Origin of the sequence: Nocardia sp. NPDC058499 (assembly GCF_042719915.1) — a bacterium.
Lineage (GTDB): Bacteria > Actinomycetota > Actinomycetes > Mycobacteriales > Mycobacteriaceae > Nocardia.
This window is the reverse complement of sequence record NZ_JBHXMZ010000006.1, coordinates 196,603-220,199: the sequence shown is the minus strand read 5'-3', so window position 1 is coordinate 220,199 and position 23,597 is coordinate 196,603. Positions and strand designations below refer to the sequence as shown.

Genomic DNA, 23,597 nt, shown 5'->3' with positions numbered 1-23,597 from the left:
GGGGATCCGCGTCATGCGATCGGTTCCGAACCGAGCACCGTCGACCGTGCCATGCGGCGGGGTTCGGACCGATCGAATTCGCAGGCCCGGTGCATCAGGCCGGTGTTGTCCCACAGCACCATGTCCCCCACCGACCAGGTGTGGGTGTAGACGCGGTCGGGCGTGGTCGCGCGGTGTTCGAGGTCGTCGAGCAGCTGCCGGCCGTTCGCCGGGTCGCTGCCGTCGATATATGCGGCGGTGGCACCGAAAACCAGGGACCGCCGGCCGGATTCGTGCTGCCACACCAGCGGATGCACGCGGGCGGGCAGGCGCTCCCAATCCGCGATCTGCTCGGGTGTGGGATCGGGGTGGCTCAATCGCTGCACCCGCGCCATCTTGTGGACCACCCGGATATCGGCGAGTTCTTCCTTCTCCCGCTCGCTCAGTTCGTCGTAGGCGACATAGGTACTGGCGAAGGCGGTTTCGCCACCGTGGGCAGCGGTCACCCGGGCACTCATGATCGAGGTTTTGGCGATCATCCGGTCCAGGCAGCCGTCGATATGCCAGTAATCGTTGCTCGGGAAATACGGAGCCAGCGGGTTCGCGGGGTCGAAACTGATCTCCATGACGTGCTTGTTCGTGAACTGCGGAAATATCGCCAGCTCGCCGAGTTTCGCGCCGAATTCGACCTGGGCCGCATCGGTCGCGTGCAGCTCCCGGAACAACACCACCCCGTATCGTTCGAGCAGGTCGTGACAGATGTGCGGGAGGTCCGGGTCCGCGGTGAGCCGTTCGGCATCGACGTCGAGAACCTCGACTCCCACTTTCTCACTCAATTCCCGGGTGGCCACTGCCGGCATGATGGGCTCCTCACTTCCGCGATCATCTCGGAATATTCGGCCGCCGCGTATTGCGTAACGGCCGCGTATAGGAAGGGTCCTGTGGGGTGCGCGACGGAATACCGTCGGCGTGGATTTCGGGGATATCGCCGAACGGGATGGGCATGGTCGGCGCGGTTCCGGACCATTCGATGGCATTGGTGCGCAGTATGATCCGCCACTGTCCGTCGCGCCGTTCGAGCCGGTCGAGATAGCGACCACCGGCGAGCCAATTACTGTCGTCGCGGTTACGGGCCGCAAAAAGGTAATAGGTTTCGGTATGGGCGGTATCGCCGTCGATATCGCAGGTGTGGTTGAGCAGATTGTGGTGCGTCGCGTACTGCCCGCTCTCGTGCATTGCCGAAGCCCAGTCGTAGAGATCCTCCGGACCACCCACGAATGCACCGGCCGCGATCTCGGCGTCCGGATGGAAGGCCGACAGGAACAGTGTGCGGTCGAATCGGTCCATTCCCCGGCTGAAGCGGGTCAGGCAGTCGAGAATATCCTGGCGGTCCAGGAGGGCGGCGAGTCTGGCCTGCTGGTCGGAAGCGGTGCTCATGGTGTCCTCGAATATCTTTGCCACGCAGTGGTTATGGAATGGGCGACCAGATCGGTGCGCCGCGGGTTTCGCGCAGCGACGGGATCGCGCGGCCGTCGATATCGGTGATGCCGTAATCGCGGCCGAGTTCCGCGGTGATGAAGGTGCCACCGGTGCGCCGCATCAGGCCGGGATCCACGGAAAGGGCCGCGATGACCCGCCCCGGGTATTCGGGAGAACATCCGTGTGCCGGGGTCGTGGCTGCCTGCCCCGAAAGACCCGGAACTGTCGCAAGATTGCGTTCGGCGCGTTCGGTCATGGTCAGCCCCTGCCACAGCGATACCAAAGCGACTCCGAACGGTTTCAGTTCCACCGCCATATCGCGGGCCATCCGGTCCACCGCGGATTTGGCGGTACCGAACACCACACCGTAGGTGTAGGCGACCCCGGTGTAGCCGGAGATCGCGACGATGAGACCGGACTCTTTCGGCACCATCAGTGCGGCGGCGTACCGGGCGGCCACGAAATTCGACCGGACCCCGATATCGATCATTTCCCAATTCGACAGCGGCTTCTCCCAGAACGGCTCCGGATCGGTCAGATCCTCGGGTAGGGAGAATGCATTGTTGACCAGGATGTCGAGGCGGCCTTGCTCGGCGGCGACCCGGTCGAACAGTGCGGCCACCTCGTCGTCACGGCCGTGGTCGACGCGCACCGCGATCCCCTGCCCGCCGCGGCGCGTGCATTCCGCGGCGGTCGCGCCGATCGTGCCGGGCAGCGCATGCCCGCCCTGGACGACGGTGCGGCCGGTGACGTACACGGTCGCCCCTTGCTCCGCCAGCGCCAGCGCGATCCCTTTACCGATCCCGCGGCTGGCGCCGGTGACCACCGCGACCCGCCCGGATAGTGCACCGGCGACCTCGTCCATGTCGGGGCGCCTCTAAGCCTCTGCCGCTTCGGGGGCGTAACCGAGGATGCCCTTGACTTCGAGGTATTCCTCGAAACCGGCTTCACCCCATTCGCGGCCGTTACCGCTTTTCTTGTAACCGCCGAACGGCGCCGCGAAATCGAAACCGCCGTTGATCCCGATCGACCCCGCACGCAGGCGCCGGGCGACAGCGCGAGCCTGATCCAGGTCACGACCGGCGACGAAACCGGCGAGACCGTACTCGGTGTCGTTGGCGATGGCGACGGCATCGTCGATGCCGTCGTAGCCGATGATCACCAGCACGGGACCGAAAATCTCTTCGCGGGCAATGGTCATATCGTTGGTGACATCGGCGAATACTGTGGGTTTGACGTAGTAGCCCTTCTCCAGTCCGTCCGGTCGCCCCAAACCACCGGCCACGAGAGTGGCGCCCTCGTCGATCCCCTTCTGGATGAGGGATTGGATCTTCTCGAACTGCGAGGCGGCAACCACGGGACCGACAGCGACGTCACCGGTGGGGTCGCCGACGGTGATTCCCTCGGCAGCGGTACGCGCGGCCTCGATTGCCTCTGCCATCCGGGTGGTGGGGACCAGCATGCGCGCAGGCGAGCTGCAGGTCTGCCCGGAGTTGCCCATCATATTTCCGACGCCCGCGCCGACATTGGTGGCGAAATCCGCGTCGTCGAGGACGATATTGGGGCCTTTACCGCCCAGTTCCTGGGTCACACGTTTCACGGTGGGTGCGGCGTTGCGGGCGATTTCGACGCCGGCGCGGGTGGATCCGGTGAACGAGATCATATCGATCTCGGGATGCGATGACAGCGGGACGCCGACGCCTGGGCCGTCGCCCTGCACCAGGTTGAACACACCGGCCGGCACGCCGGCGGCGGCGAGGATCTCGGTGAAGATCTGCCCCGTGAACGGTGACCGTTCCGACGGTTTCAGCACCATCGTGCAACCGGTGGCCAGCGCGGGGAAAACCTTCACCGCGATCTGGTTCATCGGCCAGTTCCACGGGGTGATCAGCCCGCAGACCCCGATCGGTTCCTTCACGATCAACGTCGCGCCGCGCTGTTCCTCGAACCGGTAGTTCTCCAGCACTTCGATCGCTTGCTGTAGATGCCCCGCCGCCAGATCCACCTGGAATCCGTTCGCCAGTCCGGCCGGTGCGCCCATCTCCTCGGTGAGTGCCGCAGCCAGATCGGCGGTGCGTTTCTGATATTCCGCACCGATGGCACGGAACAGGTCCAGCCGTTCGGCGACCGTACTCGCGGCCCAGACCGGGAATGCCACGCGGGCCGCGGTGGCGGCCGCGTCGACATCGGCGGCCGATCCGGCCGCGACCTTCCCGGCCACCTCCTCGGTGGCGGGGTTCACCACGTCGAAGGTCTGGTTTCCGGTCGGCTCGACCCATTCCCCACCGATATAGAACTTCAGGTATTCGCGCATCACTGCATCCCTTCCGCGTACCAGGTGCGGAACTCGTCGTAGCTCGGCATTTCCTCGGAGTTCGCCTTCGGGTCCACCGCCACATGAATGACGCCCGGTTTCCCGCTGGCGAAGGCGCGTTTGATGGCGGGCGCGATCTCGGCGTCGGTATCGACGTATTCGCCGTAGCAGCCGAAACCCTCGGCGACCTTGTCGAGCCGGGTCTCTTTACTCCAGTGCACCGCGGTTTCCCGGGAGCCCTGACCGAATGTGCGTTTGTAGACGCCGACCTCGAGACCCCACGCGTAGTCGACCGCGACCACGGTGACGAGCGGAAGATTGAGCCGGGCGGCTGTTTCCAGTTCCGCGATCTGGAATTGGAACGAGGAATCGCCGGTGATCAGCAGGACCGGTCGTTTACCGCCGTCGGCGACCGAGGCGCCCACCGCGTACGGCAGGCCGGTACCGAGGTGCCCGAAGTTCTGGTTCCAGACCACATCGTGTGGTTTGCACTGCGTGTAGGTCCAGCCGAAGATCGTGGTGGCGCCGCCGTCGCGGACCAGGATCCCGTCGGCGGGGAAATCCTTGGTGGCTTCCACGACCAGCCGGGCGGGATGCACCGGCGACATACCGGACGGCGCGGATTCGGCCAGTTCGGCCAGCCGGGCGGCGTCCTGTTCGATCCAGCGGGCCAGTTCCGGGGTGGCGGTGCGCGGAGTGTTCTTCAGGGCGGCGGAGAGCTGGGGGACGACGGCCCGCAGATCACCGACCAGTGGTACGTCGATGGGGCGGTTGACCCCGATGGCGGTGGGGTCCTGTTCGATCAGCACCCATTTCCGGACGGCTTCGTTCTCCAGCCAGTGCCGGCCCCGGCCGTAGTGCACCGGTTCACCGAGTTCGGTGCCGATGGCCAGGCACAGATCGGATTTCACCACGGCCTCCACCGCGGACGGCGAGAAACCGTACGGGAAGGTGCGGTCTTCCAGGCCTTCGATGAAGGAGGTGCCGCCCGAGGTCTGCACGACCGGGCAGGCCATGAGATCGGCGAGCTCTTTCACCGCGGCGCCGGCCCGGGAGGTGTGCACTCCGTGCCCGACCAGCAGAACCGGCTGCTTCGCCTGACGGATGAGTTCGGCGGCCTCGTCGATTTTGTCCTGACCTGCCGTCTGGCCGACCAGGCGGTAGCGGTGCGGCGGCAGCGGCTCGGGGACGTCGAGCTCCTCCTGGATGACATGCGACGGGTATTCGATGTACACCGGGCCGGGTACCCCGGTCAGCGCCTTGCGCAGGCCTTCGCGGATGATCTCGTCGGTCTGGTCGGCGTACTCGATACTCGCCGCATACTTCACCGACGGTTCCAGCAGACCGGACTGTTTCACGAACTGGATCCGCCCGCGGCGCACCCGCTGTTCGGTGATCCGCGCGCGCTGCCCGCCCAGGAAGATCACCGGCGAATTCTCCACCTTGGCGCACATCATCGCACCGGCCATATTCGCCATCCCGGGCCCGAGGGTGCCGATACAGACGGCGGCCTTACCGGTCATGCGGGATACCGCCTCGGCCATGAAGCCGGCCGATTCCTCGTGGTGCGGGGACACCACATTCCAGCCGCGTTCGTCGGCCAGATGGAACAGGTGCACGAAATTCGGGTCGGGGATGCCGAAAATCGTATTGATACCTTCGGCCTCGAAGAGGTCCAGAATTCGTTCGTAAACCTTGACCGCCATATTCACTGTCCTCCCATGGCCATTGCGAAACTCCGGCCGATATGGTCGCTGTGCGCCGACGGCACCACCGGCAGTAACCACGAATCGTCGGTATCGCGTATGTCGTCGATCTGTTCGCCGACGTCCTCGATCGACCACTGCGGCCGGTAGACGCCGGGGGTTTCCGCTATATAAGCCCGTGCCACGCGGCCTGCCAGTGCGACCAGCATCTCGCCGCTGATCGTGCAGGATTCGTGGGCCAGCCAGCCCACGGCGGGCGCGACCAGCTCGGGTTCCATCGGCGGATATTTCGAGGTGTCCAGGCCGTCGGCCAGCCGGGTCACCGCCGCGGGCACGATCACATTGGATTTCACCCCGTGCTCGGCACCCTCGAGCGCGACCACATTCGACAATCCGATCACGCCGGCTTTGGAGACGGCGTAGTTCGCGACGTTCTGGTTGCCGTACAGTCCGCCGATCGAGGACGTCAGGACCACTCGGCCGTAGCCGGCTTCGCGCATCACCGGGAAAGCCGCGCGGACCATATGGAAAGCGCCCCGCAGATGCACATCGAGAACGGAATCGAAATCCTCGTAGGTCATTTCGGTCAACGGTGCGTAGCGGACGTTGCCGGCATTGTGGATGAGGATATCGACGCGTCCATAGGTTTTCAGGGCCGCATCGATGATCGCGCGACCGCCTTCCGGGTTCGCCACGGAATCGGCATTCGAGACCGCTTCCCCACCGGCATCCCGGATTTCGGCGGCCACACCACCGGCCACCCCGGCATCGGTATCACCACCCGGGATACCACCACCGATATCATTGACCACTACTTTCGCACCACGCGCGCCGAGCAGCAGGGCGTAGGCGCGCCCCAGACCGCGACCGGCGCCGGTCACGACGGCCACCCGGCCGTCGAACCGTTTTTCCGGGCCTGATTCGTTCATTCGCCCAATACCAGACCGTCGAGGCGGCCGGTACCGCGCCATTCCTGCAGCAATTCCTCCAGGGCGTAGAAACCCGGCCAGTACGGCTCGCCGAGATGGGACCGGATGTTCTGCTCGCCCTCGTTGTTGTAATAACCAGGCGTGCACTCACGCTGGAAATTGCTGTTGTCGACGGCGGTTTCCTTGATGGTGGCACACCATCCTTCGACAGCCTCCGGGGTCGGTTCCACCACCTTCGCGTCCCGATTCAGCGCTTCACCGATGATGTAGGCGGCATGGGTGGTCTGCTGATCGAACATATCGGTCGTGCTCGCGGTCACGCCGCCCTGTACGAATCCGGTGAAGAAGATATTCGGGAAACCGTTACTGGTGAGGCCGTGCAAGGTGCGGTAGCCGTTCGCCCAATGTTCGTAGAGAGACAGCCCGTCCCGGCCGGTGAACGGGTGGATCCCGTAGCGGCGATCCAGGTCGGTGGTGATCTCGAATCCGCTGGCGAAGATGATGCAATCCACCTCGTGTTCCACACCGTCGGCCACGATGCCGGCTGCGGTGATCCGCTCGACGCCCTTGGTCTTCGATACGTCGACCAGGGTGACATTCGAGCGGTTGTAGGTCGGCAGGTATTCGTCATTGAAACAGGGGCGCTTGCACAGGAATCGGTAATACGGTTTGAGCGCGTCCGCGGTCGCCTGATCCGCGACGAGTTCGTCCACCCGCTGCCGGACCCGCTCCATGGCCCGGTAGTCCTGGTTCTCCCGGATCTCCATGAACTTCTCCGGGGTCACCTCGGCCCAGCTGTTCGTTTCGTCCAGGTAGGCCTGCACATTCCGGCTGACCTCGGTCCAGCCGTCGCACACCAGATCCGGCTGGCCGGGCGCGAACGCCTCGAACGCGGCGGTGTGGAAGTTGCGGCGGCGTTCCAGCTGCCAGCCCGGCTGCAGCGATTTCGCCCATTCCGGATCGGTCGGGACGTTGCCGCGTTCGTTGATATAGGACGGGGTCCGCTGGAAAACATACAGATGCTCGGCCGACCGGGCGATATGCGGAATGATCTGGATCCCGCTGGCGCCGGTGCCGATCACCGCGACCTTCTTGTCCTCCAAACCGGTCAGGCCACCGCGCATATCACCGCCGGTGTAGTCGTAATCCCAGCGGGCCGAATGGAATGTGTGCCCGGTGAAATCGTTGATACCCGGGATCCCCGGCAGCTTCGGCTTGTTGAAGGGGCCCTGCGCCATCACGACGAACCGGGCAAGGATCCGGTCGTCGCGATTGGTGCCGATCCGCCAGCGCCGCAGCGCCTCATCCCATTCCAGCGATTTCGTCATCGTCGAGAAGATCGCCTTCTCGTACAGCCCGAAATGTTTCCCGATACGCTGGGCGTGCTCGAAACATTCGTCGCCGAAGGCGTACTTCTGCGTCGGGATGTACCCGGTTTCCTCGAGCAGCGGCAGATAGCAGTAGGCGTCGGAATCGCATTGGATCCCGGGATAGCGGTTCCAGTACCAGGCGCCACCGAAATCACCGGCCAGTTCGATGATCCGGAAATCCTCGACACCGGCCTGGGTGAGCCGCGCGCCCGCGGTCAAACCGGCCCAGCCCCCGCCGAGGACCACCACATCGACTTCCTCGGTGATGGGTTCGCGCGGGGTCACCGGGGTGTAGGGGTCGCCTTCGAAGACCTCGGCGAATCCGTCCTCACTGGCGACGTACTGCTGTTGCCCTTCCGATCGCAGCCGCTTATCGCGTTCGGCCAGATATTTGGCTCGTAACGCGGCATGGTCGATATCGGGGGTCTGCGTGGGTGCGCAGTTGTTCATCGGTAATCCTCGGTGGTGGATCGGGCCGGCTGCGCCGGGTCAGGTGAGGTCACGCGGTGCGCCGGTGCCCATGTATTTCGCGAGATTGTGATGCAGGTTGACGACACTGCGTTCGCGATACGGATTCGGTTTCGGGCCGGAGAAACCGGCGGATTTCATCCCCTGCTGGACGGCGGCCATATTGTCGAAATCCTGGGGCAGTACGGTGCGCCAGCCCGGATCGTCCTGCGGGGTGTGGATCCATTCCGTTTCCGGCGCTTCGCCTTCCGGGAACAGTTCGTAGACCGCGGCCTCGAAAATGCATTTGTCTGGGTCGTAGCCGTAGGGTCGCGCGCTGTAGCAGAGCATATTGTTCACTGCCTGCCCGATCTGGAAGTTCGGGAAGATCTGCCACGCGGTACCGGCGGCCGCGACATCGGCCGGAGTGACGGTCGGCCAGATGACCCCGCGCGCCTCGTCGGTGGCGCGCGCCGAGGCCAGCCAATGCTGCATGACTTCCGGTGCCGGGGTACCTTCCGGTAGTTCCTCGGTGAGCCGCCGCGCCGCCTCCACCATGGTCCAGGTGGTGTTGGTGTTGGCGTTCTCCCAGGTGAAATTCTGCAGTTCGATCGTCGATTTGCGGGCGTCGGGGCCGTGGCCGAGCCGGATCTTGCCCTGGCTCTCCTCTTGGCCCTTCGGGGCGTCGTAGCCGATATTGCTGTGTTTGCCCTGTGCCCGCGCCCAGCCCAGGAACATGCCGAAGTTCATGAACTCCGGATGCGTGTAGGGCACGTGGTAGGTCTCCATGAAGGCTTCCAGCGCGACCTTCCAGTTGCAGTCGAACACCAGCCACCGCCGCCACCGGTAGCGCATGTTCTGCAACTGGAACGGGTCGAGCAGGCTCGCGGCCGGCTCCAGGTATTCCAGCAGGGTTTCCGACGGATTCGGGTCCGGGTTGACGAAGATCCAGCCGCCCCAGGTATCGACATGCACATCGACCAGACCGTCGTTGCGTTCGGTCAGCCCGCAGGGCCAGTCCTCGCGTTCGGGGACGAAGGTGTTGCGACCCTCGAGGTCGTACCGCCAGCCGTGGAATCCGCAGACGAACTGTTTCTTCTGGCCCTTGGCATTGCGCTCGCCGGGCGGGGTGTCGACCAGTTTGCGGCCGCGGTGCGCGCACACATTGTGGTACGCGCGGATCTTGTCCGGTGCGGTACGCACGATGATGATCGAATCGTCGAGGATTTCGTAGGTGAGGTAATCGCCCACGCGTGGGATCTCCTCGACCCGGCCCACCTGCTGCCAGACCTTGCGCCACAACTTGTCGCGTTCGTCTTTCACGTATTCGGGACTGAGGTAGGCCTCCACCCCGATCGTCATCGGCGCGGACAGCGGTTCGGTGTTGGTGGCGATATCGTCGACGGTCTCGCTCATCGTGTTCTCCCACCCCGGGTCCGGGGACAGTCGGTGTCGGTGCAATACATTTCGGTGGTCAGCTGGTGATGGCGGCGCGGAAACCCTCGTCCTTCAGGAACAGGGAGGTGTTGTCGGCGCCCAGATGGGTCCATTTCAAATTGAGCCCGCCGTCGACCAGAATCGTCTGCCCGGTGATATAGGACGACAGCTGGGAGAGCAGGAACAGCACGGCGCCCGCCTGCTCCTCGGGCCGGCCGCGGCGGCCCATGGCGATCGCGGTCCGATCGCGTTCGACGTCCTCGTCGACATAGGTTCCCGAGGCCGGGGTTTCGGTGACACCGGGCGCGATCGCGTTCACTCGGATATCGCTGAGCGCCAGTTCGGCCGCCAGCGTCCGGGTCGCGGCGACGAGGGCGGCTTTCGCGGTGCCGTAGGCGATATGGAACGGGGCGGTGTTCATCCCGCTGATCGACGACAGCGACACGATCGAACCCGGCCGGCCTGCCGCTTTGATCTCCGCGGCCACGGCCTGGCTCATGAAGAACATCGATTCGAGGTTCTGCGCGAACAGGGCCCGCCAGTCGTCACGCGTCACCCGGGTGGCCGGCATCCAGGTGGCGGGGGCGGCACCGCCGGCGATATTGACCAGGCCGTAGAGGTCCCCGTCGGCCTGCCGCGCGGCCTCGAGCACGGTGGCCACACCTTCGTCGGTGGCGGCATCGGCCTGCACCGGCACGACCTTCAGTCCCTCGTTCGCAAGGGGTTCCACATGTTTCGCCAGGTTCTCCGCGCCTCGGCTGACCCCGAGCACGGTCGCCCCGGCCTGCGCGACCAGCCGCGTCACGGCGGTACCGATCCCGCCGCCGCCCGCACCGGACACGATCACCACGCGCCCGTCGAGTCCGAAGAATTCACCTGTCATGGTTGTTTCACCCGTCCTTCCGGAATGCGAGCACACTGCCCTCGGCGTCGGCGGCGATATACAGGGTTCCGTCCGGGCCGGACGCGATACCCGCGAACGGGCCCTGCGGCCCGGAGAACGGCGGCATACCCAGCAGCGGTTTCGGCGTCACCCCGGGCGGCGCGCCCACCGGGAGATTCCAGGCGAGCACCTCGCGCGCCTTGGTCTCCAGATCGACCGAGACGAGGTTCTTGGCACCGGAATCGACGATCAGCAGCTGCGATCCGCGGATCAGCAGGCCCTGCGGGGTGTCGAGACCGTCCACCACGGTGTCCACTCCCCCGGCCGTCACCGAGACCACGCGGCCGGCACCGGATTCGGCGACCAGGCAGCTGCCGGCGGCGGTGAACGCGATACCGATCGGCTTGTCCAGCCCGGCGGCCAGCACCTCGACCCCACCGTCACCGCGCACCCCGAGCACCCGGCCGGTGCCGAATTCGGTGGTCACGATCTTTCCGCCGGGCCCGGCTTCGATCCCGTACAACTGGTCGAGCGGCGCTTCGGCGCCGGCAAGGAATTCGCTCTCCCCGCTCGCGGGCCGCCACCGGGCGACCTGACCACCCGCGGTTGCGACGAGGAATTCCCCCGGTCCTCCGGCTGTCACACCGCGTACGAAGCCCGGATAGCCGGGGCTGAACAGCATGCCCAGGGTTTCGAGCCCGTCGGGACCGACCGCGTAGAAGTAGGTGCCGTCGGCGACGAACAGTGTGCCGTCGGGACCGACGGTCAGATCCAGCGGCCAGTTCAGCCCGCCCGGCAGCGTGGTGCGGGTGGTGCCGTCGGGGCGGATTTCGGTGATCTCACCGGTGAAGTTGGAGACGAACAGCCGGCCGTCCACCAGCGTGCAGTTGTCCAGTCCCGGGTTGAGCTGGGCGAGGACGGTTTTCTCGCCGTTGCGCGGATTGATCCGCAGCACCTGCCCAGAGGCGACCTGGGTGGACACGATGCACCCGTCCGCATCGAACTTCACCGAATCGGGGACGCCGAGATCTCCGGCGACCCGCTCGGGTTCGCCGCCGTCGGGATGGATGCGCCAGATCTCGTTGAGCCCCATCACCGGGTAATAGAGCAACCCGTCCGGACCCACCTCCATGGCGTTCGGCTGTTCCAGATTCTCCAGCAGGATCCGGGGCGTGCCACCGTCGAGCGGCAGTTCCATGAGCCGGCCGCCGGGCCGGCATTCGTTGACGAACAACCGGCCCTGATACACCGTGATGCCGTTGGCGCTGGGCAGATCCGCGCGCAGCAAGCGGGTGGTGCCATCGGCATTGCGGGCGCTTACTCGGCCGTCCATCACCTCGGTGGCGTACAGGTTGCCGTCCGCGTCGAACGCGCAATCGTCGGGCGCGACGATATCGCCGCCCTTGGCGCTGATGGTTTCGATCGCGCCGGTATCGATATCGAGGGCGCTGATCTGGCTCCCGGTCACCTGGGCGATATAGATCCGCCCGTCCGGCCCGGTCCGTAGTCCGTTGGCCCCGAACAGCCGGCTGGGCGGGGTGATCCGCCGTTGACTCCAGCCCGCCGCGACCCCGATCGATTGGCCGCCCCGGTAGCGGGCCTCTTGCTGCAACATTCCGACTGACTCCCAACCGACCCGGCCACTAGCGCTGATCCGCCTCGATGTCGAGGACTTTGTAAGGAATCTAACGCTCCATCCAGGCAAGCGCAATAAGTATTGCAATCTTTGTAAGGATAGGTGCGAGCATGCGGTATCCGCGTGGCCACCAGAGCTTTCGGTGTCACCCGAACGGGACCCGTCGGCACTTCACCTACACGCTGGAGAATAACATTCTCCATTTGGGAAATGTCGGACTCCGCCGAGATAGGCGGATGCGCTCGTCGCAGGTCAGACCGGAGGCGCGCCCCCCGGAGCAAGAGGCGGGGCCACCGGCCACCGCCGACAGAAAAGCGCTGAACCGGCGCCCTACGGACGCCGGTTCAGCCGGTCCGGCCGGTCCAGCGGATGCGGGACCAAACCTCTACTCTCGTTCGCGGCGCGAGCCGGTGGCCGCCGGGAAGATGCGATACCCGCTGGACCCGGACGGTTCATCCGACAACGCGGTGCCGGGAATAGTTCGCGCAGAACGAGTGAACCTGCACCGCGACCAACATATCGGCGCCGACCGCGACCCCGACCGCTCCGTCACCCGGCCCTGATGGTGACCGCCGGCGCTGCGGTGGCCGACCGACCCGCGACCCCCACTGTGGCGTACTCAGCAAGGACAGAGGTTCTGCCCGCAGGCTCGTGGGCCGGGTTCCGGCCACGAGGCGGGAACCCGGCCGAGCGCCGAATACAGCGACTCGTCAGGGCGCTTCGACGACCTGTGTGCCGTCGGCGAAACGGTCGTGCCAGCCCTGTTTGGTGGCGCTGGAACTCACGGTGACTGCGATTCCGAGGGCGGCGACGAACCAGAGCACACCGCCGATGCAGGGAATCAGGTTCAGCAACATGTAGGCATTGCGGAACGCGGACTCCTTCACGCTGGGCCTGGGCTCTCCACCGGCCCCATTGACGTGCAGGCCGAGCAGTTTCTTGCCGGGCGTGGAGCCGGTGGTGACCTCGAATCCGAGGAAGTACAGGAAGCCGAAACCGGCGCCGGGCAGGACGGAAACCCATCCGGGAACGTGGGCGGATTTGTTCAACAGCCAGAAGAGGATTGCCCCGACGAGAGCGGCGACGATCCAGTCGACGAAGCGGGCGGCGGCGCGTTTGCCCAGGCCCCCCGGGGTTACCGTGGTTCCGGAATAAGGGTCGTATCCGGCCGTACTCATCGTGCTCCTGTTCGTAACGGTGAGGGCACCGGCCAAGAGCAGGCTCGCTGCAGGTGGGACGGAGGTGCCGGCTCGATCGCGGTCGCCGTCAGATGTTCACGCCGTAGTCGCGGGCAATTCCGGCCAGCCCGGAGGCGTACCCCTGGCCGATCGCGCGGAACTTCCACTCCGCACCGTGGCGGTAGAGCTCGCCGAAGACCATGGCGGTCTCGGTCGAGGCGTCCTCGGTCAGGTCGTAACGAGCCAGTTCCGAACCCGTCGCCCGATCGACGACCCGGATGAACGCATTGCGGACCTGCCCGAACGACTGCTGCCGAGTGTTCGCGTCGTGGATCGAGACGGGAAAGAAGATGCTGGTGATCGTGGGGGGCGTGGCCGCCAGATCGACATTGATGACCTCGTCGTCTCCCTCGCCTTCACCGGTGAGGTTGTCGCCGGTGTGCTCGATGCTGCCCTCGGGGGAACGCAGATTGTTGTAGAACACGAAATGCCGGTCCGAGACGACCTTCTGATCCGGTCCGGTCGCCAGGGCACTGGCATCCAGGTCGAATTCGGCACCCGTGGTCGACCGCACATCCCAGCCCAGGCCGACCGCCACCGCCGTCAGGTTCGGTGCCTGTTTCGACAGCGATACATTGCCACCCTTGGCGAGGGTCACGCCCATCCCGCAATACTCCTTCTCTCATGTGAACGGCCGCGGCCATGGTGCCTGGCCGATGCTTAAGCCAGCATTAACGACGGGTCGGCTCATACTGGGCGGCGTGCGAATATTGGTGGTCGACGACGAGGTCCGTTTTGCCGACGGGCTCAGGCGCGGGCTGCAGGCCGAGGGCTTCGCTGTCGATCTGGCCTACAACGCGACCGACGGCTTGTGGCGGGCACGTGAGGTCCGTTATGACGCGCTGGTGCTGGACGTGATGATGCCGGGCATGAGCGGATACGCGGTGTGCCGGACCCTGCGGGACGAGGGGAATTGGACACCGATTCTCATGCTCACCGCCAAGGACGGTGAATGGGACCAGGTGGAAGGCCTCGACACCGGCGCCGACGACTACGTGATCAAACCCGCCGATTTCCCGGTACTGGTAGCCCGGCTCCGGGCCCTGATCCGCCGCGGACGACCGGAACGCCCGACCTCGCTGCAAGTGGGTAGTCTGCGTCTCGACCCGGCCACCCGAGAGGTCCGGCGCGGCGATACCCCGGTGCGGTTGACGGCCCGGGAATTCGCGATCCTGGCGTTCTTCGCCCGCGAGCCGGGTGTGATCCGGTCCAAGAGCGATATTCTGGCCGGCGTCTGGCACGGAGAGTTCGACGGTGATTCCAATATCGTCGAGGTATACATCGCGCATCTGCGAGCCAAGATCGACAAACCGTTCGGCGTCGACACCATCCGCACGATCCGCGGCGCGGGATACCGGCTGATGCCCGATGCCTGACCTGGGGCTGCCCTCGCTACGGGTACGGATCACGGTGACGACCACAGCTGTCGTTCTGGCGGTCCTGGCAGCCGGTGCGGTGAGTTTTCTGATGCTGTTCCGCCACACGCTGGTCGCAGCACATTCGAAGGCGGCCGATATCCAGGCCGCCCAGATCGCCGCGGACGCACAGCACCGGCTCCGCGACACCGCCGACACGGTGTTGTTACCCGTCTCGGAAGTCGACGATGTGATAGTCCAGCTCCAGCAGGACGGGCGCGTGATCACCGCCGCCGAGGGCGATTCCGCCCACGGCCCCGTCCTGCCGGTACCGTCCGCGGAACGCTTCCCCTTCGACGGAGTCGACTATGTCGTGCATTCGGCGCCGATCACGCCGGCATCGGGCGCGGTTCAGTCCGTGGTCGTCGCACGGTCACTCGAGGACGCCGATGACGCGGTGCGATCGGCGGCCCTGCTGCTGGCCGTCGCGGTGCCTGCCATCAGCGCGTTCGTCGCGGCACTGATGTGGGCGGTGGTCGGCCGCTCGCTCCGGCCGGTCGAGCGCATCCGGCTCGACGTCGAATCCCTCGGCGAGGACCTCTCCCGGCGAGTGGATCCGCCCGCCGGGAACGACGAGGTCGCACGGCTGGCCGCGACAATGAACCGGATGCTCGGCCGCCTCGAGGCCGCACACCGAGCTCAGCAGCGGTTCGTCTCCGACGCCTCGCACGAACTGCGCTCGCCGGTGGCCGCCATCCGCCAGCACGCCCAGGTCGCGCTGCACCATCCCGGCGCGACCGATCTCGCGTCGCTGGCCGAGGTCGTCGACAGCGAGGCAGCCCGGCTACACGGCCTGGTGGACGATCTGCTCCTGCTCGCCCGTCTGGATGAAGGCACCGGCCGCAACTGCGGCGAAGTCGATCTCGACGATATCGTCCTCGCCGAAGCCGGCCGGCTACGCCAACTCGGTGTCACCACCGACACCGCAGCCGTGGGGCCGGCCCGGGTTTTCGCCGACGAAGGACTCCTCGCCAGGGCGGTACGCAACGCCGCCGACAACGCACGCCGCCACGCTCGCAGTCGCGTCGATTTCACGCTGCGCTGCGCCGGCGGACAGGTCGTGCTGTGGGTCGACGACGACGGCGACGGTGTCCCCGAGCACGACCGGGACCGGCTGTTCCGCCGATTCGAACGCCGCGACGACAACCGCAGCCGCCCGCACGGCGGCGCCGGGCTGGGCCTGGCCATCATCGCCGAAGCCGTCCGCAACGCCGCCGGCAGCGCACGGCTGTCGAGCTCGCCCCGCGGCGGGGCCCGGCTCGAAATGATCCTGCCCGAGCACGCCGACAACTGATCCCGCCGCATAGCGCGCTGTCACCGCCCAGAGGCGCCATCTACCCGGAGAGGAGTTCGGCAGCGATCATCCGGCCCGTACGTAGCGGCTCGGCCGCGTGTTCGAGTTTGGAGCCGGCCAGCGCACCGTCGTAGACCAGCTGGATACGGCGGGCAAGGGTGGCCGGGTCGGCTGCTCGGCAGGCCCGCAGCAGATCGGTGAGGGTGTCCAGCATCCAGCGGCGGTGCGCGACCACGGGCGCGAGGGCCTGGTCCGGGAATTCGGTGGCAGCGTTGGCGTATTGGCAACCCCGGAAACCCCGGCCCGGTGCAGAGGCGAGGGCGAGATCGAAGAAGGTGAGGATCCGGTCGGCCGGGTCGGCGACCCCGGCGACAGCCTCGTCCCAGCGGGCACGGTCGCGGCGGTCGAGATGTTCGAGGTAGGCGATGACCAGGGCGTCTTTCGATCCGTAACTCGAGTACAGGCTGGCCCGCGCCACCCCGGCCTCGGCCAGTACGCGGTCGATACCGACTGCGCGGATGCCGTATCGGGCGAACAAGGTGGTCGCGGTGTCCAGCAGCCGCTGCGCCGGCGTGGGTTTGCCGCGGCGGTCGGCCGAGGACACCGCGGACTCCGTTGTTGTGGCCACGTACCCCACCATAACCATTTCCACGTATAGACAGATCAGTCTGTCTATGGCTAGGCTCGAACCGTGACCCGCAGCAACCTCACCCGCCGCCTGCACGTGGACCTCGTGCGCGTGGCCACCGCTGCCTGTCTTCACCAGCGCTGATCCCGCCCGGCCTCGCCCGAGCATTCTTATTGCGCATTCCCGGCCTCGGCCGCCGTAGGCGGTCGCGTCCATTCGTAGATTCCACTGTGGGAAGGCTGACTGCCCATGTCCTTGTACCTGTACGAACTCGTGCCCACCGGCCCCGCGAGCCGGACCATCGAAGAATTCGGCGCCCGGGCCGAGAAAGAAGGCGGTGCCCTGCTCGAGGCCCAGGTCACCGGCGGTGCCTCACGGATCTTCGCGATCACCGAATTCGCCGACTGCCGCGCCCCGGCGCTGCCCGCCGACGAGGTACTCGCGACCGCCGTCGACGGCCCGCACCAGGTCCGATTGGTGGGCGCCGACCTGGCGGCGATCAAGGCCGCCCGCCCCACCGCCGGGTACCTCGTCGAATGGGATATTCCCGCCGAGATCGATATGGACACCTACCTCGCCCGGAAGAAGGCCAACGCACCCAAATACGCCGACGTACCCGAAGTGAGCTTCCTGCGCACCTACGTCCGCGAGGACATGGACAAATGCCTGTGCTTCTACGACGCGCCCGACGAGGCGGCGGTGCGCCGGGCGCGGGACGCGGTGAACACGCCGGTGGACCGGTTGCACGAACTGGCGGATCCGCAGATATGACCGCCACTGTCACCGCGTTGACCGCCCTCACCGGCTTCGTCCGCGACCGTGCCGCCGACCTCGACCTCGGCCACACCGATATCCGTGCCGATATCGGCGAAATCGGCAGTTCCGGACTGCTTTCGGCGGGATTGGGCGGTTCGGATATCCGCGAGATCACCGAGGTGGTGGAGAAGGTCGCAGGCGAAAGCCTGGCCGCGGGTTTCTCACTCTGGGCACAGCGAATGTCACTCGAATACCTCTGCCGGGCACCGGGGCCGGTCCGGGATCGGTATCTCGACGAGCTGGCCTCGGGCCGGCTCATCGGGGTGACGGCCATGGCCGCCGCGCTCAAGCACCTCGCCGGTCTGGGCGAGCTGCCGCTGGAGGCGGACGGAACCGCAGGTGGCCGGGTCTCCGGCCCGATCGCGTGGGCCTCCAATGTTTTCGACGACTCGGTGATCGTCTTCCCATTCCGCGGCAGCGACGGTCGCGGTCGCGTAGGGGTGGTGGGAGCCGATGCCGCAGGCGTCCATATCCGCCCGGCACCGGAGCTGCTCGCCCTGAGCGCCACCGCCTCGACCGGACTGACCTTCGAACAGGTCGAGGTCGGTGCGGACCAGCTGGTCACCGCGGACCTGCCCGGCTTCTGCGGTGCGATCCGTCCGGTGTTCCTGCTGCTGCAGTCCGCGTTCTGCACCGGTATCGCGGGTACCGCGGTCCAGGAGTCGGGTACCCGCCTCGACGGACTCGGCGCCCAGTTCCGCGACGAATACCGGCTACTCGCCGACCGGTACACCACCGCCCGGCAGGCCTTGTACGACCATGCCGCCGACGCCCACGCGACACCACCGGCCGACCTGCTGCGGCTGCGGCTGGAGGCCGCGCGGCTGGCGGTGGAAGCGACCCGCCTGGAATCCACGCTGTGCGGCGGCGCGGGCTACGCGCTGCGCTGTGGCACCAACCGGCGGTTCCGGGAAGCCGCCTTCCTCCCTGTTCAATCTCCTTCGGAAGGCCAGTTGCGGTGGGAACTGTCGCAGTACAACTAGCGGATGCCCGCAAGGTTTATCCCGGCCGCACCGAACCCGTGCTCGACGGGGTGGATCTGCGGATCAGCACGGGCGAGTTGCTCGTGATACTCGGCGCCAGCGGCAGCGGCAAATCGACGCTGCTGCGGGTGATCGCGGGACTGGATCGGCTCGACGGCGGCGAAATCGACTGGGATACGGACAGTTCCGAGAGCCCGGCAACCGGCATGGTATTCCAGCAACCCTTGCTGATGCCGTGGCTGTCGGTGCGCGACAACGTCCGGTTCGGTGCGCGCTTCGCCCGGCACCGCGCGAGTTTCGACCCGCAATACGCCGACGACCTGCTGGGCCGGTTCGGGCTCGACGGGCTCGCCGAACGCCGTGTCGGCGAGCTCTCCGGCGGGCAGGCGCAGCGGGTCGCGGTAATCCGGGCGGTGGCAGTGCGGCCGCAATTGCTGCTGCTGGACGAACCGTTCAGCGCCCTCGACCCGGCCGTCCGCGCGGACCTGCAGAACTGGCTGGCCGGACTGGTGCGGGAAATAGGGTGCACCACGGTGCTGGTCACCCACGATATCGACGAAGCGCTGCGGCTCGGCGACCGGATCGTGCTCATCGGTGCGGGCGGCACGGTTCGCGAGGAGTTCACCGACCTCGGCCGCGCTTCGCAACCCGACCTGCTGCGGCAGCGGATCATCGACCGCTACCGGGATTCGGCGGTGACGGTATGAGCGTGCCCTCGATATCGCGGCGCGGCCTGCTCTGCGGCTGCGCCGGACTGGCCGCGGCGGGAGGCATCGCCGGAATGGCCGATCTCGGCCGTGCCGCGGCGCAACGGCGCGGCAGCGGCGGGGACCGCCTCCGCATCGGCTATCTGCCGATTACCGACGCGGCACCGCTGCTCATCGCCGAACGCGCCGGAACAGCAGTGGAGTTCGCCGAACCGGTCCTGTTCCGCAGCTGGGCGGCGCTGGCCGAAGCGTTCCTCACCCGGCAGGTCGATATCGCCCATCTGCTGATGCCGATGGCGGTGCAGCTGAAGTTCGGGCTCGGTGCGCCGGCGCGGATCCTCGGATGGAACCACACCAACGGATCGGCCCTCACGGTCGCGCCAGGGGTCACCGACCTCGGACAGCTCGCCGGGACGCAGGTCGCGATCCCGTTCTGGTGGTCCATCCACAACATCGTCATCCAGCAGCTACTACGCGCGCACGGATTACGGCCGGTGATCCGTGGTTCGGCGTCACGGTCGGCGGGCACGGTGGAACTGGTGGTGATGAGCCCGTCGGATATGGTTCCCGCGCTGGCCAACGGTTCGATCAGCGCGTTCACCGTGGCCGACCCGTTCAACGCCGCCGCCGAACTGCGCGGGGTCGGCCGGATCCACCGATTCCTCGGGGATCTGTGGCGCGACCACGCATGCTGCGCCCTGGTGGTCCATCAGGATCTGGTGGACCGGCGTCCCGCCGCGGCCCAGGCGGTCGCCGATGTGGTGGTCACCGCCCAGCAGCGGATTGCCACCGACCGGCCCGCGGCCGCGAAACAACTGGCGGGCACATATCTGCCGCAGCCGCTGCCCGCGATCACCAAGGCCCTCACCTACTCCGATGAGCTACCGGTCCGCCATCCCGACTGGCGTCCGCAGCGTATCGGCTTCCAGCCCTTCCCTTTTCCCAGCTTCACCACCGCGCTGGTGACCGCCATGCACGACACCGTGGTCGACGGCGACACCCACTTCCTGTCCGCCCTCGACCCCGACCGGGTGCACGAACAGCTCGTGGACGACCGCTTCGTCCGCGCCGCACTCGACCACGCGGGCGGCCCGGCCGCGTTCGGGCTACCGGAGCGGCTCACCCGCATCGAGGAGATCGACCCGTCGTGAACACCGTCGTCACCCGGCCCCGGACCCCCACCTGGCTCCCCCGGCCGGCCGCCGTCGCCCTCGCAGTACTGCTGTGGTGGGTACTCACCGACCTGGTGGCCGGGCCGGGCTCGCTGCTACGCGAATTCGGGCCGCAGCATGTCCCCGGCGCAGCCGCACAACTGTTCGACCGCGGCGTACTGCTCCCAGATATCGCAGTCAGTATGTGGCGACTACTGGTGGGACTGCTGATCGCGGTCACCGTCGGCGTACCACTCGGGCTGTTACTCGGGCTGCACGCCGCCACCGAGCACGCTGTCGCCCCCGTAGTGCAGTTCCTGCGAATGATTTCCCCGCTGTCCTGGGCACCGATCGCGGTCGCGCTGTTCGGGATAGGCAATCAACCGGTGATCTTCCTCGTCGCCGCGGCCTCGGTCTGGCCGATCGTGCTCAACACCGCGGCCGGAGTGCGGGCGATCGACCCCGGGCTGCTCCTGGTGGCCCGCTCGTTCGGGGCCACCAAGCGTGAACAACTGACGGCCGTGGTCCTGCCCGCAATCCGGGGCCAAGTGCAAACCGGTTTCCGCGTGGCCCTGGGGATCGCGTGGGTGGTGCTGGTACCGGCGGAAATGCTGGGTGTTCGCTCCGGGCTGGGCTACCAGATCCTCAACGCCCGCGACCAACTGGCCTACGACCAGGTGATGGCTGTGATCGTGGTGATCGGCATCATCGGTTATGTGCTCGATTCGCTGTCCCGGATAATTCTCGACCGGCGGTGACCTGCCGCCGCTCAGCGCGGTTGGATCAGCTGGATCTCCAGCTCGATCTGCACCGCATCGCTCAACAGCCCCGGCATAGCACCGCCGACAGCGAAATCGGAGCGTTTGATGGTTCCGGTCGCCGAAAACCCTGCATGCCGTTCGCCGTCGGGACCGAAATCGCCGATACCGCCCCATTCGACCGTCAGCGTGACCGGCGCGGTGACAGACCCCAGCGTGGCCTCTCCGGCGACGGTGAACCGGTCGGCGATCCGCACCGGTTCGGTGGCGCGGAAGGTGAGGGTCGGGCGGTTGGCGACATCCAGGAAGTCGGCGGTACGGATATGCGCGTCACGGTCGGGATTACCGGTGTCGAACGAATCGAGGTCGATACTCGCGCCGACCGTGGCCGCTCCGGTCTCGTCGACCTCGAACCGGGTGTCGAAGCGGGTGAACCCGCCGCGCACCTTGGCGATGCCGAGGTGGCGGATGCTGAACGCGACCGAGGAGTGCGCGGGGTCGAGCGTCCACGAGCCGGCGCGCAGGGTCGTGGGGGTGGTGTTCGGTGTTGTCGTCATGACCTCACGATCTCCGGACCGCACCCCGCCGGCCAGACCCTGGTTATCCCCGCACTGACAGGGCGCGGCTAACCACGCCGCGACACGGCACCATGGTGAGGTGACCCGCAATGCCTTCGCGGACTACCTGGTCAGACGCCGCGCCGAACTGCGACCCGCCGATATCGGCCTGCCCGGCGGCGGCCGGCGGCGGACACCGGGCCTGCGGCGCGAGGAGGTGGCCGTCCGGGCCGGGATGAGCGCCGACTATCTGGCCCGGCTCGAGCAGGGGCGCGATACCAATCCCTCGATCGCGGTGATCGAGGCGCTGGCCGAGGCCCTCTTGCTCGACGACGGCGAGCGCAGCATATTCGGCTGGCTGGCGATGACCAGCGGCCACGAGGCCCGCTGCCCCGAACCGGCGCCGGCCCGGGAGCAGGTCTCGGAGACGATGGAGACGGTACTACGCGCATTGGCGCCCACCCCGGCGTTCGTCCTCGGCCTGCGGCTCGATGTGCTGGGCTGGAACACGGCGTGGGAGAATTTCGCTCTCCCGCTGGGACTGCTGGACCAGCGGGAGAATGTGAACCTGGCCCGGTACGTCTACGCCCATCCGCAGGCCCGGCGGGTGCTGCGCAACTGGGCCCCCGCCGCCGATACGTCGGCCGAACTGCTGCGCCGCGCCACCCTGCGCCGCCCCGGCGATGCGGTCCTGCGCGACACCATCACCACACTGCGCAGAAATCCCGATTTCGCGGCGCGCTGGCGACCACAGGGCGCGGGGCTTCCCATATCCAAGGTCCTGCGGTTCGATCATCCCGAACTCGGCGCCGTCGACGTCCCTGTCGAAATGCTGGAGGGCGACGCGGAACAGAATCTCGTGATCTGGCTCGCCGACCGATCGGCCGCCGCCGGCCCCGGTCTGCGCCTCGTACCGCCGCAGGCCTCCGGCGAGTGATGGGCGACAGCCGCGCGTAGCAGCCACGCGGCATGCTCTTCCGCACGGACAAGGGGTAGTTCCTGGAGTTTTCAGGAAGACCAGGGACTCGATCCACCGTTTGCGGTCCCGTATCCGCGACAAAGTCCAGGAGGAATTGTCATCGGTCTCCGGGAACGCCCATTCCTCGGTCCCCGAGAAGCCGCCCTCCGGAGGCGAACACACCAATCCGCGGAAATCGGGATCGGAAGTCTCGACGCACTCCTGGTCGGGCGATGTCGACCAGCCCGAAGAGGTGTCCTCGCCGGTCATCTCCGGGGTTGCTGTCGACAGCGACAGCGAGCGGCCCTCCGGACCACACCCGCCACATCCACAGAAATACCACAACGGCCAGCAGCACGAGATTCATGAGCACGGCCAGGACAACGAGCCCGGATATATCTCCCAAGATCTCCGCGAGAATGTTGTCCTGCCGGGACAGAGTCACTTGGATGATCGCGAAGACCACAGCGAAGAACACCAGCGGAGCGATGAGTACCTGCAGGATCAACACCACGCTCAGCTCGACCGCACGCGGGCGTGGCACCGTGGGCGTTACGCGCACCGGAAGGCCCGCCCGGACGAAAACCGGTTTCAGGCAACGACGTAGCGTTCGCAGCGTTCGACGCGCGAAGCCGATCACCGGCAATCGACCGGCCAGTACCCGGGAATGGGGCGTCCAGTGGTCGTCGAACCAGATCACGGCACGAACCGAACGAGCTTTCAACAATCGTTGCCGCAGACTCGCGGCCGGGTAGTCCGGCAATCCCTTCGGGAACAGCGAGCCCATCGACCACCGGAATCGCGCGGAGGCCCGAACGGTGCGAGAGCACCGGCGATCTGCTGCTCTTCGGTGCGGATGTCGGCAGCGGTGGTCGGCCAAGCCCACAGCACGGACGACAGTCCGCGCCACCG

24 protein-coding genes are annotated in these 23,597 nt (G+C 66.7%); 9 read left to right on the top strand and 15 right to left on the bottom strand.

Going from position 1 to position 23,597, the window contains the following annotated elements; translation table 11 throughout:
* Window positions 1-11: 11 nt before the first annotated feature.
* The 12 genes from ACFWPH_RS20025 to ACFWPH_RS19970 all read right to left on the bottom strand — a co-directional run bounded on the left by ACFWPH_RS20025 (window position 12) and on the right by ACFWPH_RS19970 (window position 14,022).
* A complete protein-coding gene (locus tag ACFWPH_RS20025) occupies window positions 12-839 on the bottom strand; it encodes a TauD/TfdA dioxygenase family protein (RefSeq protein WP_378753072.1) in 828 nt (275 codons plus the stop codon).
* A 22-nt stretch (window positions 840-861) separates the two neighbouring features.
* The gene (locus ACFWPH_RS20020; protein ID WP_378753070.1) at window positions 862-1,416 is read right to left on the bottom strand and encodes a nuclear transport factor 2 family protein; all 555 of its coding nucleotides are present in this window, start codon (window positions 1,414-1,416) and stop codon (window positions 862-864) included.
* A gap of 31 nt (window positions 1,417-1,447) precedes the next feature.
* Window positions 1,448-2,323, bottom strand: coding sequence for an SDR family NAD(P)-dependent oxidoreductase (locus ACFWPH_RS20015; RefSeq protein ID WP_378753068.1), 876 nt, complete (start codon window positions 2,321-2,323; stop codon window positions 1,448-1,450).
* A 12-nt stretch (window positions 2,324-2,335) separates the two neighbouring features.
* Entirely contained in the window at window positions 2,336-3,772 is a 1,437-nt protein-coding gene (locus ACFWPH_RS20010; RefSeq protein ID WP_378753066.1) for an aldehyde dehydrogenase family protein, read from the bottom strand.
* Window positions 3,772-5,478 (bottom strand): thiamine pyrophosphate-binding protein, encoded by a 1,707-nt coding sequence (locus ACFWPH_RS20005; RefSeq protein WP_378753064.1) that lies wholly within the window; start codon window positions 5,476-5,478, stop codon window positions 3,772-3,774. Before ACFWPH_RS20005 ends, ACFWPH_RS20010 begins: the two co-directional genes overlap by 1 nt.
* Window positions 5,479-5,480: 2 nt before the next feature.
* The gene (locus ACFWPH_RS20000) at window positions 5,481-6,407 is read right to left on the bottom strand and encodes an SDR family NAD(P)-dependent oxidoreductase (protein ID WP_378753062.1); all 927 of its coding nucleotides are present in this window, start codon (window positions 6,405-6,407) and stop codon (window positions 5,481-5,483) included.
* Window positions 6,404-8,227 (bottom strand): flavin-containing monooxygenase, encoded by a 1,824-nt coding sequence (locus ACFWPH_RS19995; protein ID WP_378753060.1) that lies wholly within the window; start codon window positions 8,225-8,227, stop codon window positions 6,404-6,406. The genes ACFWPH_RS20000 and ACFWPH_RS19995 overlap by 4 nt, the downstream gene beginning before the upstream one ends.
* A 39-nt stretch (window positions 8,228-8,266) precedes the next feature.
* Window positions 8,267-9,640 (bottom strand): SRPBCC family protein, encoded by a 1,374-nt coding sequence (locus ACFWPH_RS19990; protein WP_378753058.1) that lies wholly within the window; start codon window positions 9,638-9,640, stop codon window positions 8,267-8,269.
* Between the two features lie 58 nt (window positions 9,641-9,698).
* Window positions 9,699-10,544 (bottom strand): SDR family NAD(P)-dependent oxidoreductase, encoded by an 846-nt coding sequence (locus tag ACFWPH_RS19985; protein ID WP_378753056.1) that lies wholly within the window; start codon window positions 10,542-10,544, stop codon window positions 9,699-9,701.
* Window positions 10,545-10,551: 7 nt separating this feature from the next.
* Window positions 10,552-12,159 carry an SMP-30/gluconolactonase/LRE family protein gene (locus ACFWPH_RS19980; RefSeq protein ID WP_378753054.1) on the bottom strand — a complete coding sequence of 536 codons (1,608 nt, stop codon included), beginning with the start codon at window positions 12,157-12,159 and terminating at the stop codon, window positions 10,552-10,554.
* A gap of 731 nt (window positions 12,160-12,890) precedes the next feature.
* The gene (locus tag ACFWPH_RS19975) at window positions 12,891-13,358 is read right to left on the bottom strand and encodes an RDD family protein (protein WP_378753052.1); all 468 of its coding nucleotides are present in this window, start codon (window positions 13,356-13,358) and stop codon (window positions 12,891-12,893) included.
* Between the two features lie 88 nt (window positions 13,359-13,446).
* A complete protein-coding gene (locus ACFWPH_RS19970; protein WP_378753051.1) occupies window positions 13,447-14,022 on the bottom strand; it encodes a TerD family protein in 576 nt (191 codons plus the stop codon).
* Window positions 14,023-14,119: 97 nt separating this feature from the next.
* Here ACFWPH_RS19970 and ACFWPH_RS19965 point away from each other — a divergent pair, with 97 nt between their 5' ends.
* Both ACFWPH_RS19965 and ACFWPH_RS19960 read left to right on the top strand, forming a co-directional pair.
* The gene (locus ACFWPH_RS19965; RefSeq protein ID WP_378753049.1) at window positions 14,120-14,794 is read left to right on the top strand and encodes a response regulator transcription factor; all 675 of its coding nucleotides are present in this window, start codon (window positions 14,120-14,122) and stop codon (window positions 14,792-14,794) included.
* The gene (locus ACFWPH_RS19960) at window positions 14,787-16,127 is read left to right on the top strand and encodes a sensor histidine kinase (RefSeq protein ID WP_378753047.1); all 1,341 of its coding nucleotides are present in this window, start codon (window positions 14,787-14,789) and stop codon (window positions 16,125-16,127) included. The genes ACFWPH_RS19965 and ACFWPH_RS19960 overlap by 8 nt, the downstream gene beginning before the upstream one ends.
* Before the next feature lie 40 nt (window positions 16,128-16,167).
* On the opposite strand, the gene ACFWPH_RS19955 is transcribed toward ACFWPH_RS19960, so the two are convergent.
* Window positions 16,168-16,767, bottom strand: coding sequence for a TetR/AcrR family transcriptional regulator (locus tag ACFWPH_RS19955; protein WP_378753045.1), 600 nt, complete (start codon window positions 16,765-16,767; stop codon window positions 16,168-16,170).
* Window positions 16,768-16,818: 51 nt separating this feature from the next.
* Here ACFWPH_RS19955 and ACFWPH_RS19950 point away from each other — a divergent pair, with 51 nt between their 5' ends.
* The 6 genes from ACFWPH_RS19950 to ACFWPH_RS19925 all read left to right on the top strand — a co-directional run bounded on the left by ACFWPH_RS19950 (window position 16,819) and on the right by ACFWPH_RS19925 (window position 21,170).
* Complete coding sequence (locus tag ACFWPH_RS19950; RefSeq protein WP_378753529.1) at window positions 16,819-16,899, top strand: putative leader peptide; 81 nt, start codon at window positions 16,819-16,821, stop codon at window positions 16,897-16,899.
* Window positions 16,900-17,004: 105 nt separating this feature from the next.
* Window positions 17,005-17,526 (top strand): DUF4242 domain-containing protein, encoded by a 522-nt coding sequence (locus ACFWPH_RS19945; RefSeq protein WP_378753043.1) that lies wholly within the window; start codon window positions 17,005-17,007, stop codon window positions 17,524-17,526.
* Window positions 17,523-18,554 carry an acyl-CoA dehydrogenase gene (locus ACFWPH_RS19940; RefSeq protein WP_378753041.1) on the top strand — a complete coding sequence of 344 codons (1,032 nt, stop codon included), beginning with the start codon at window positions 17,523-17,525 and terminating at the stop codon, window positions 18,552-18,554. Before ACFWPH_RS19945 ends, ACFWPH_RS19940 begins: the two co-directional genes overlap by 4 nt.
* Window positions 18,530-19,261, top strand: coding sequence for an ABC transporter ATP-binding protein (locus ACFWPH_RS19935; RefSeq protein ID WP_378753039.1), 732 nt, complete (start codon window positions 18,530-18,532; stop codon window positions 19,259-19,261). The genes ACFWPH_RS19940 and ACFWPH_RS19935 overlap by 25 nt, the downstream gene beginning before the upstream one ends.
* Window positions 19,258-20,412, top strand: a complete 1,155-nt coding sequence (locus ACFWPH_RS19930; RefSeq protein ID WP_378753037.1) for an ABC transporter substrate-binding protein — start codon at window positions 19,258-19,260, stop codon at window positions 20,410-20,412. The genes ACFWPH_RS19935 and ACFWPH_RS19930 overlap by 4 nt, the downstream gene beginning before the upstream one ends.
* Window positions 20,409-21,170 (top strand): ABC transporter permease, encoded by a 762-nt coding sequence (locus ACFWPH_RS19925; RefSeq protein ID WP_378753035.1) that lies wholly within the window; start codon window positions 20,409-20,411, stop codon window positions 21,168-21,170. Before ACFWPH_RS19930 ends, ACFWPH_RS19925 begins: the two co-directional genes overlap by 4 nt.
* 11 nt (window positions 21,171-21,181) lie before the next feature.
* Here the strand turns inward: ACFWPH_RS19925 and ACFWPH_RS19920 are convergent, their stop codons facing one another.
* Window positions 21,182-21,727 (bottom strand): YceI family protein, encoded by a 546-nt coding sequence (locus ACFWPH_RS19920; RefSeq protein WP_378753033.1) that lies wholly within the window; start codon window positions 21,725-21,727, stop codon window positions 21,182-21,184.
* A gap of 100 nt (window positions 21,728-21,827) precedes the next feature.
* On the opposite strand from ACFWPH_RS19920, the gene ACFWPH_RS19915 reads away from it, so the two are divergent.
* On the top strand, window positions 21,828-22,664 hold the full coding sequence (locus tag ACFWPH_RS19915) for a helix-turn-helix transcriptional regulator (RefSeq protein ID WP_378753032.1): 837 nt from the start codon (window positions 21,828-21,830) through the stop codon (window positions 22,662-22,664).
* Window positions 22,665-22,803: 139 nt separating this feature from the next.
* Here ACFWPH_RS19915 and ACFWPH_RS19910 read toward each other — a convergent pair whose 3' ends face one another.
* Window positions 22,804-23,472: a hypothetical protein gene (locus ACFWPH_RS19910; protein WP_378753031.1), complete on the bottom strand. Its 669-nt coding sequence runs from the start codon at window positions 23,470-23,472 to the stop codon at window positions 22,804-22,806.
* Window positions 23,473-23,597: the final 125 nt, after the last annotated feature.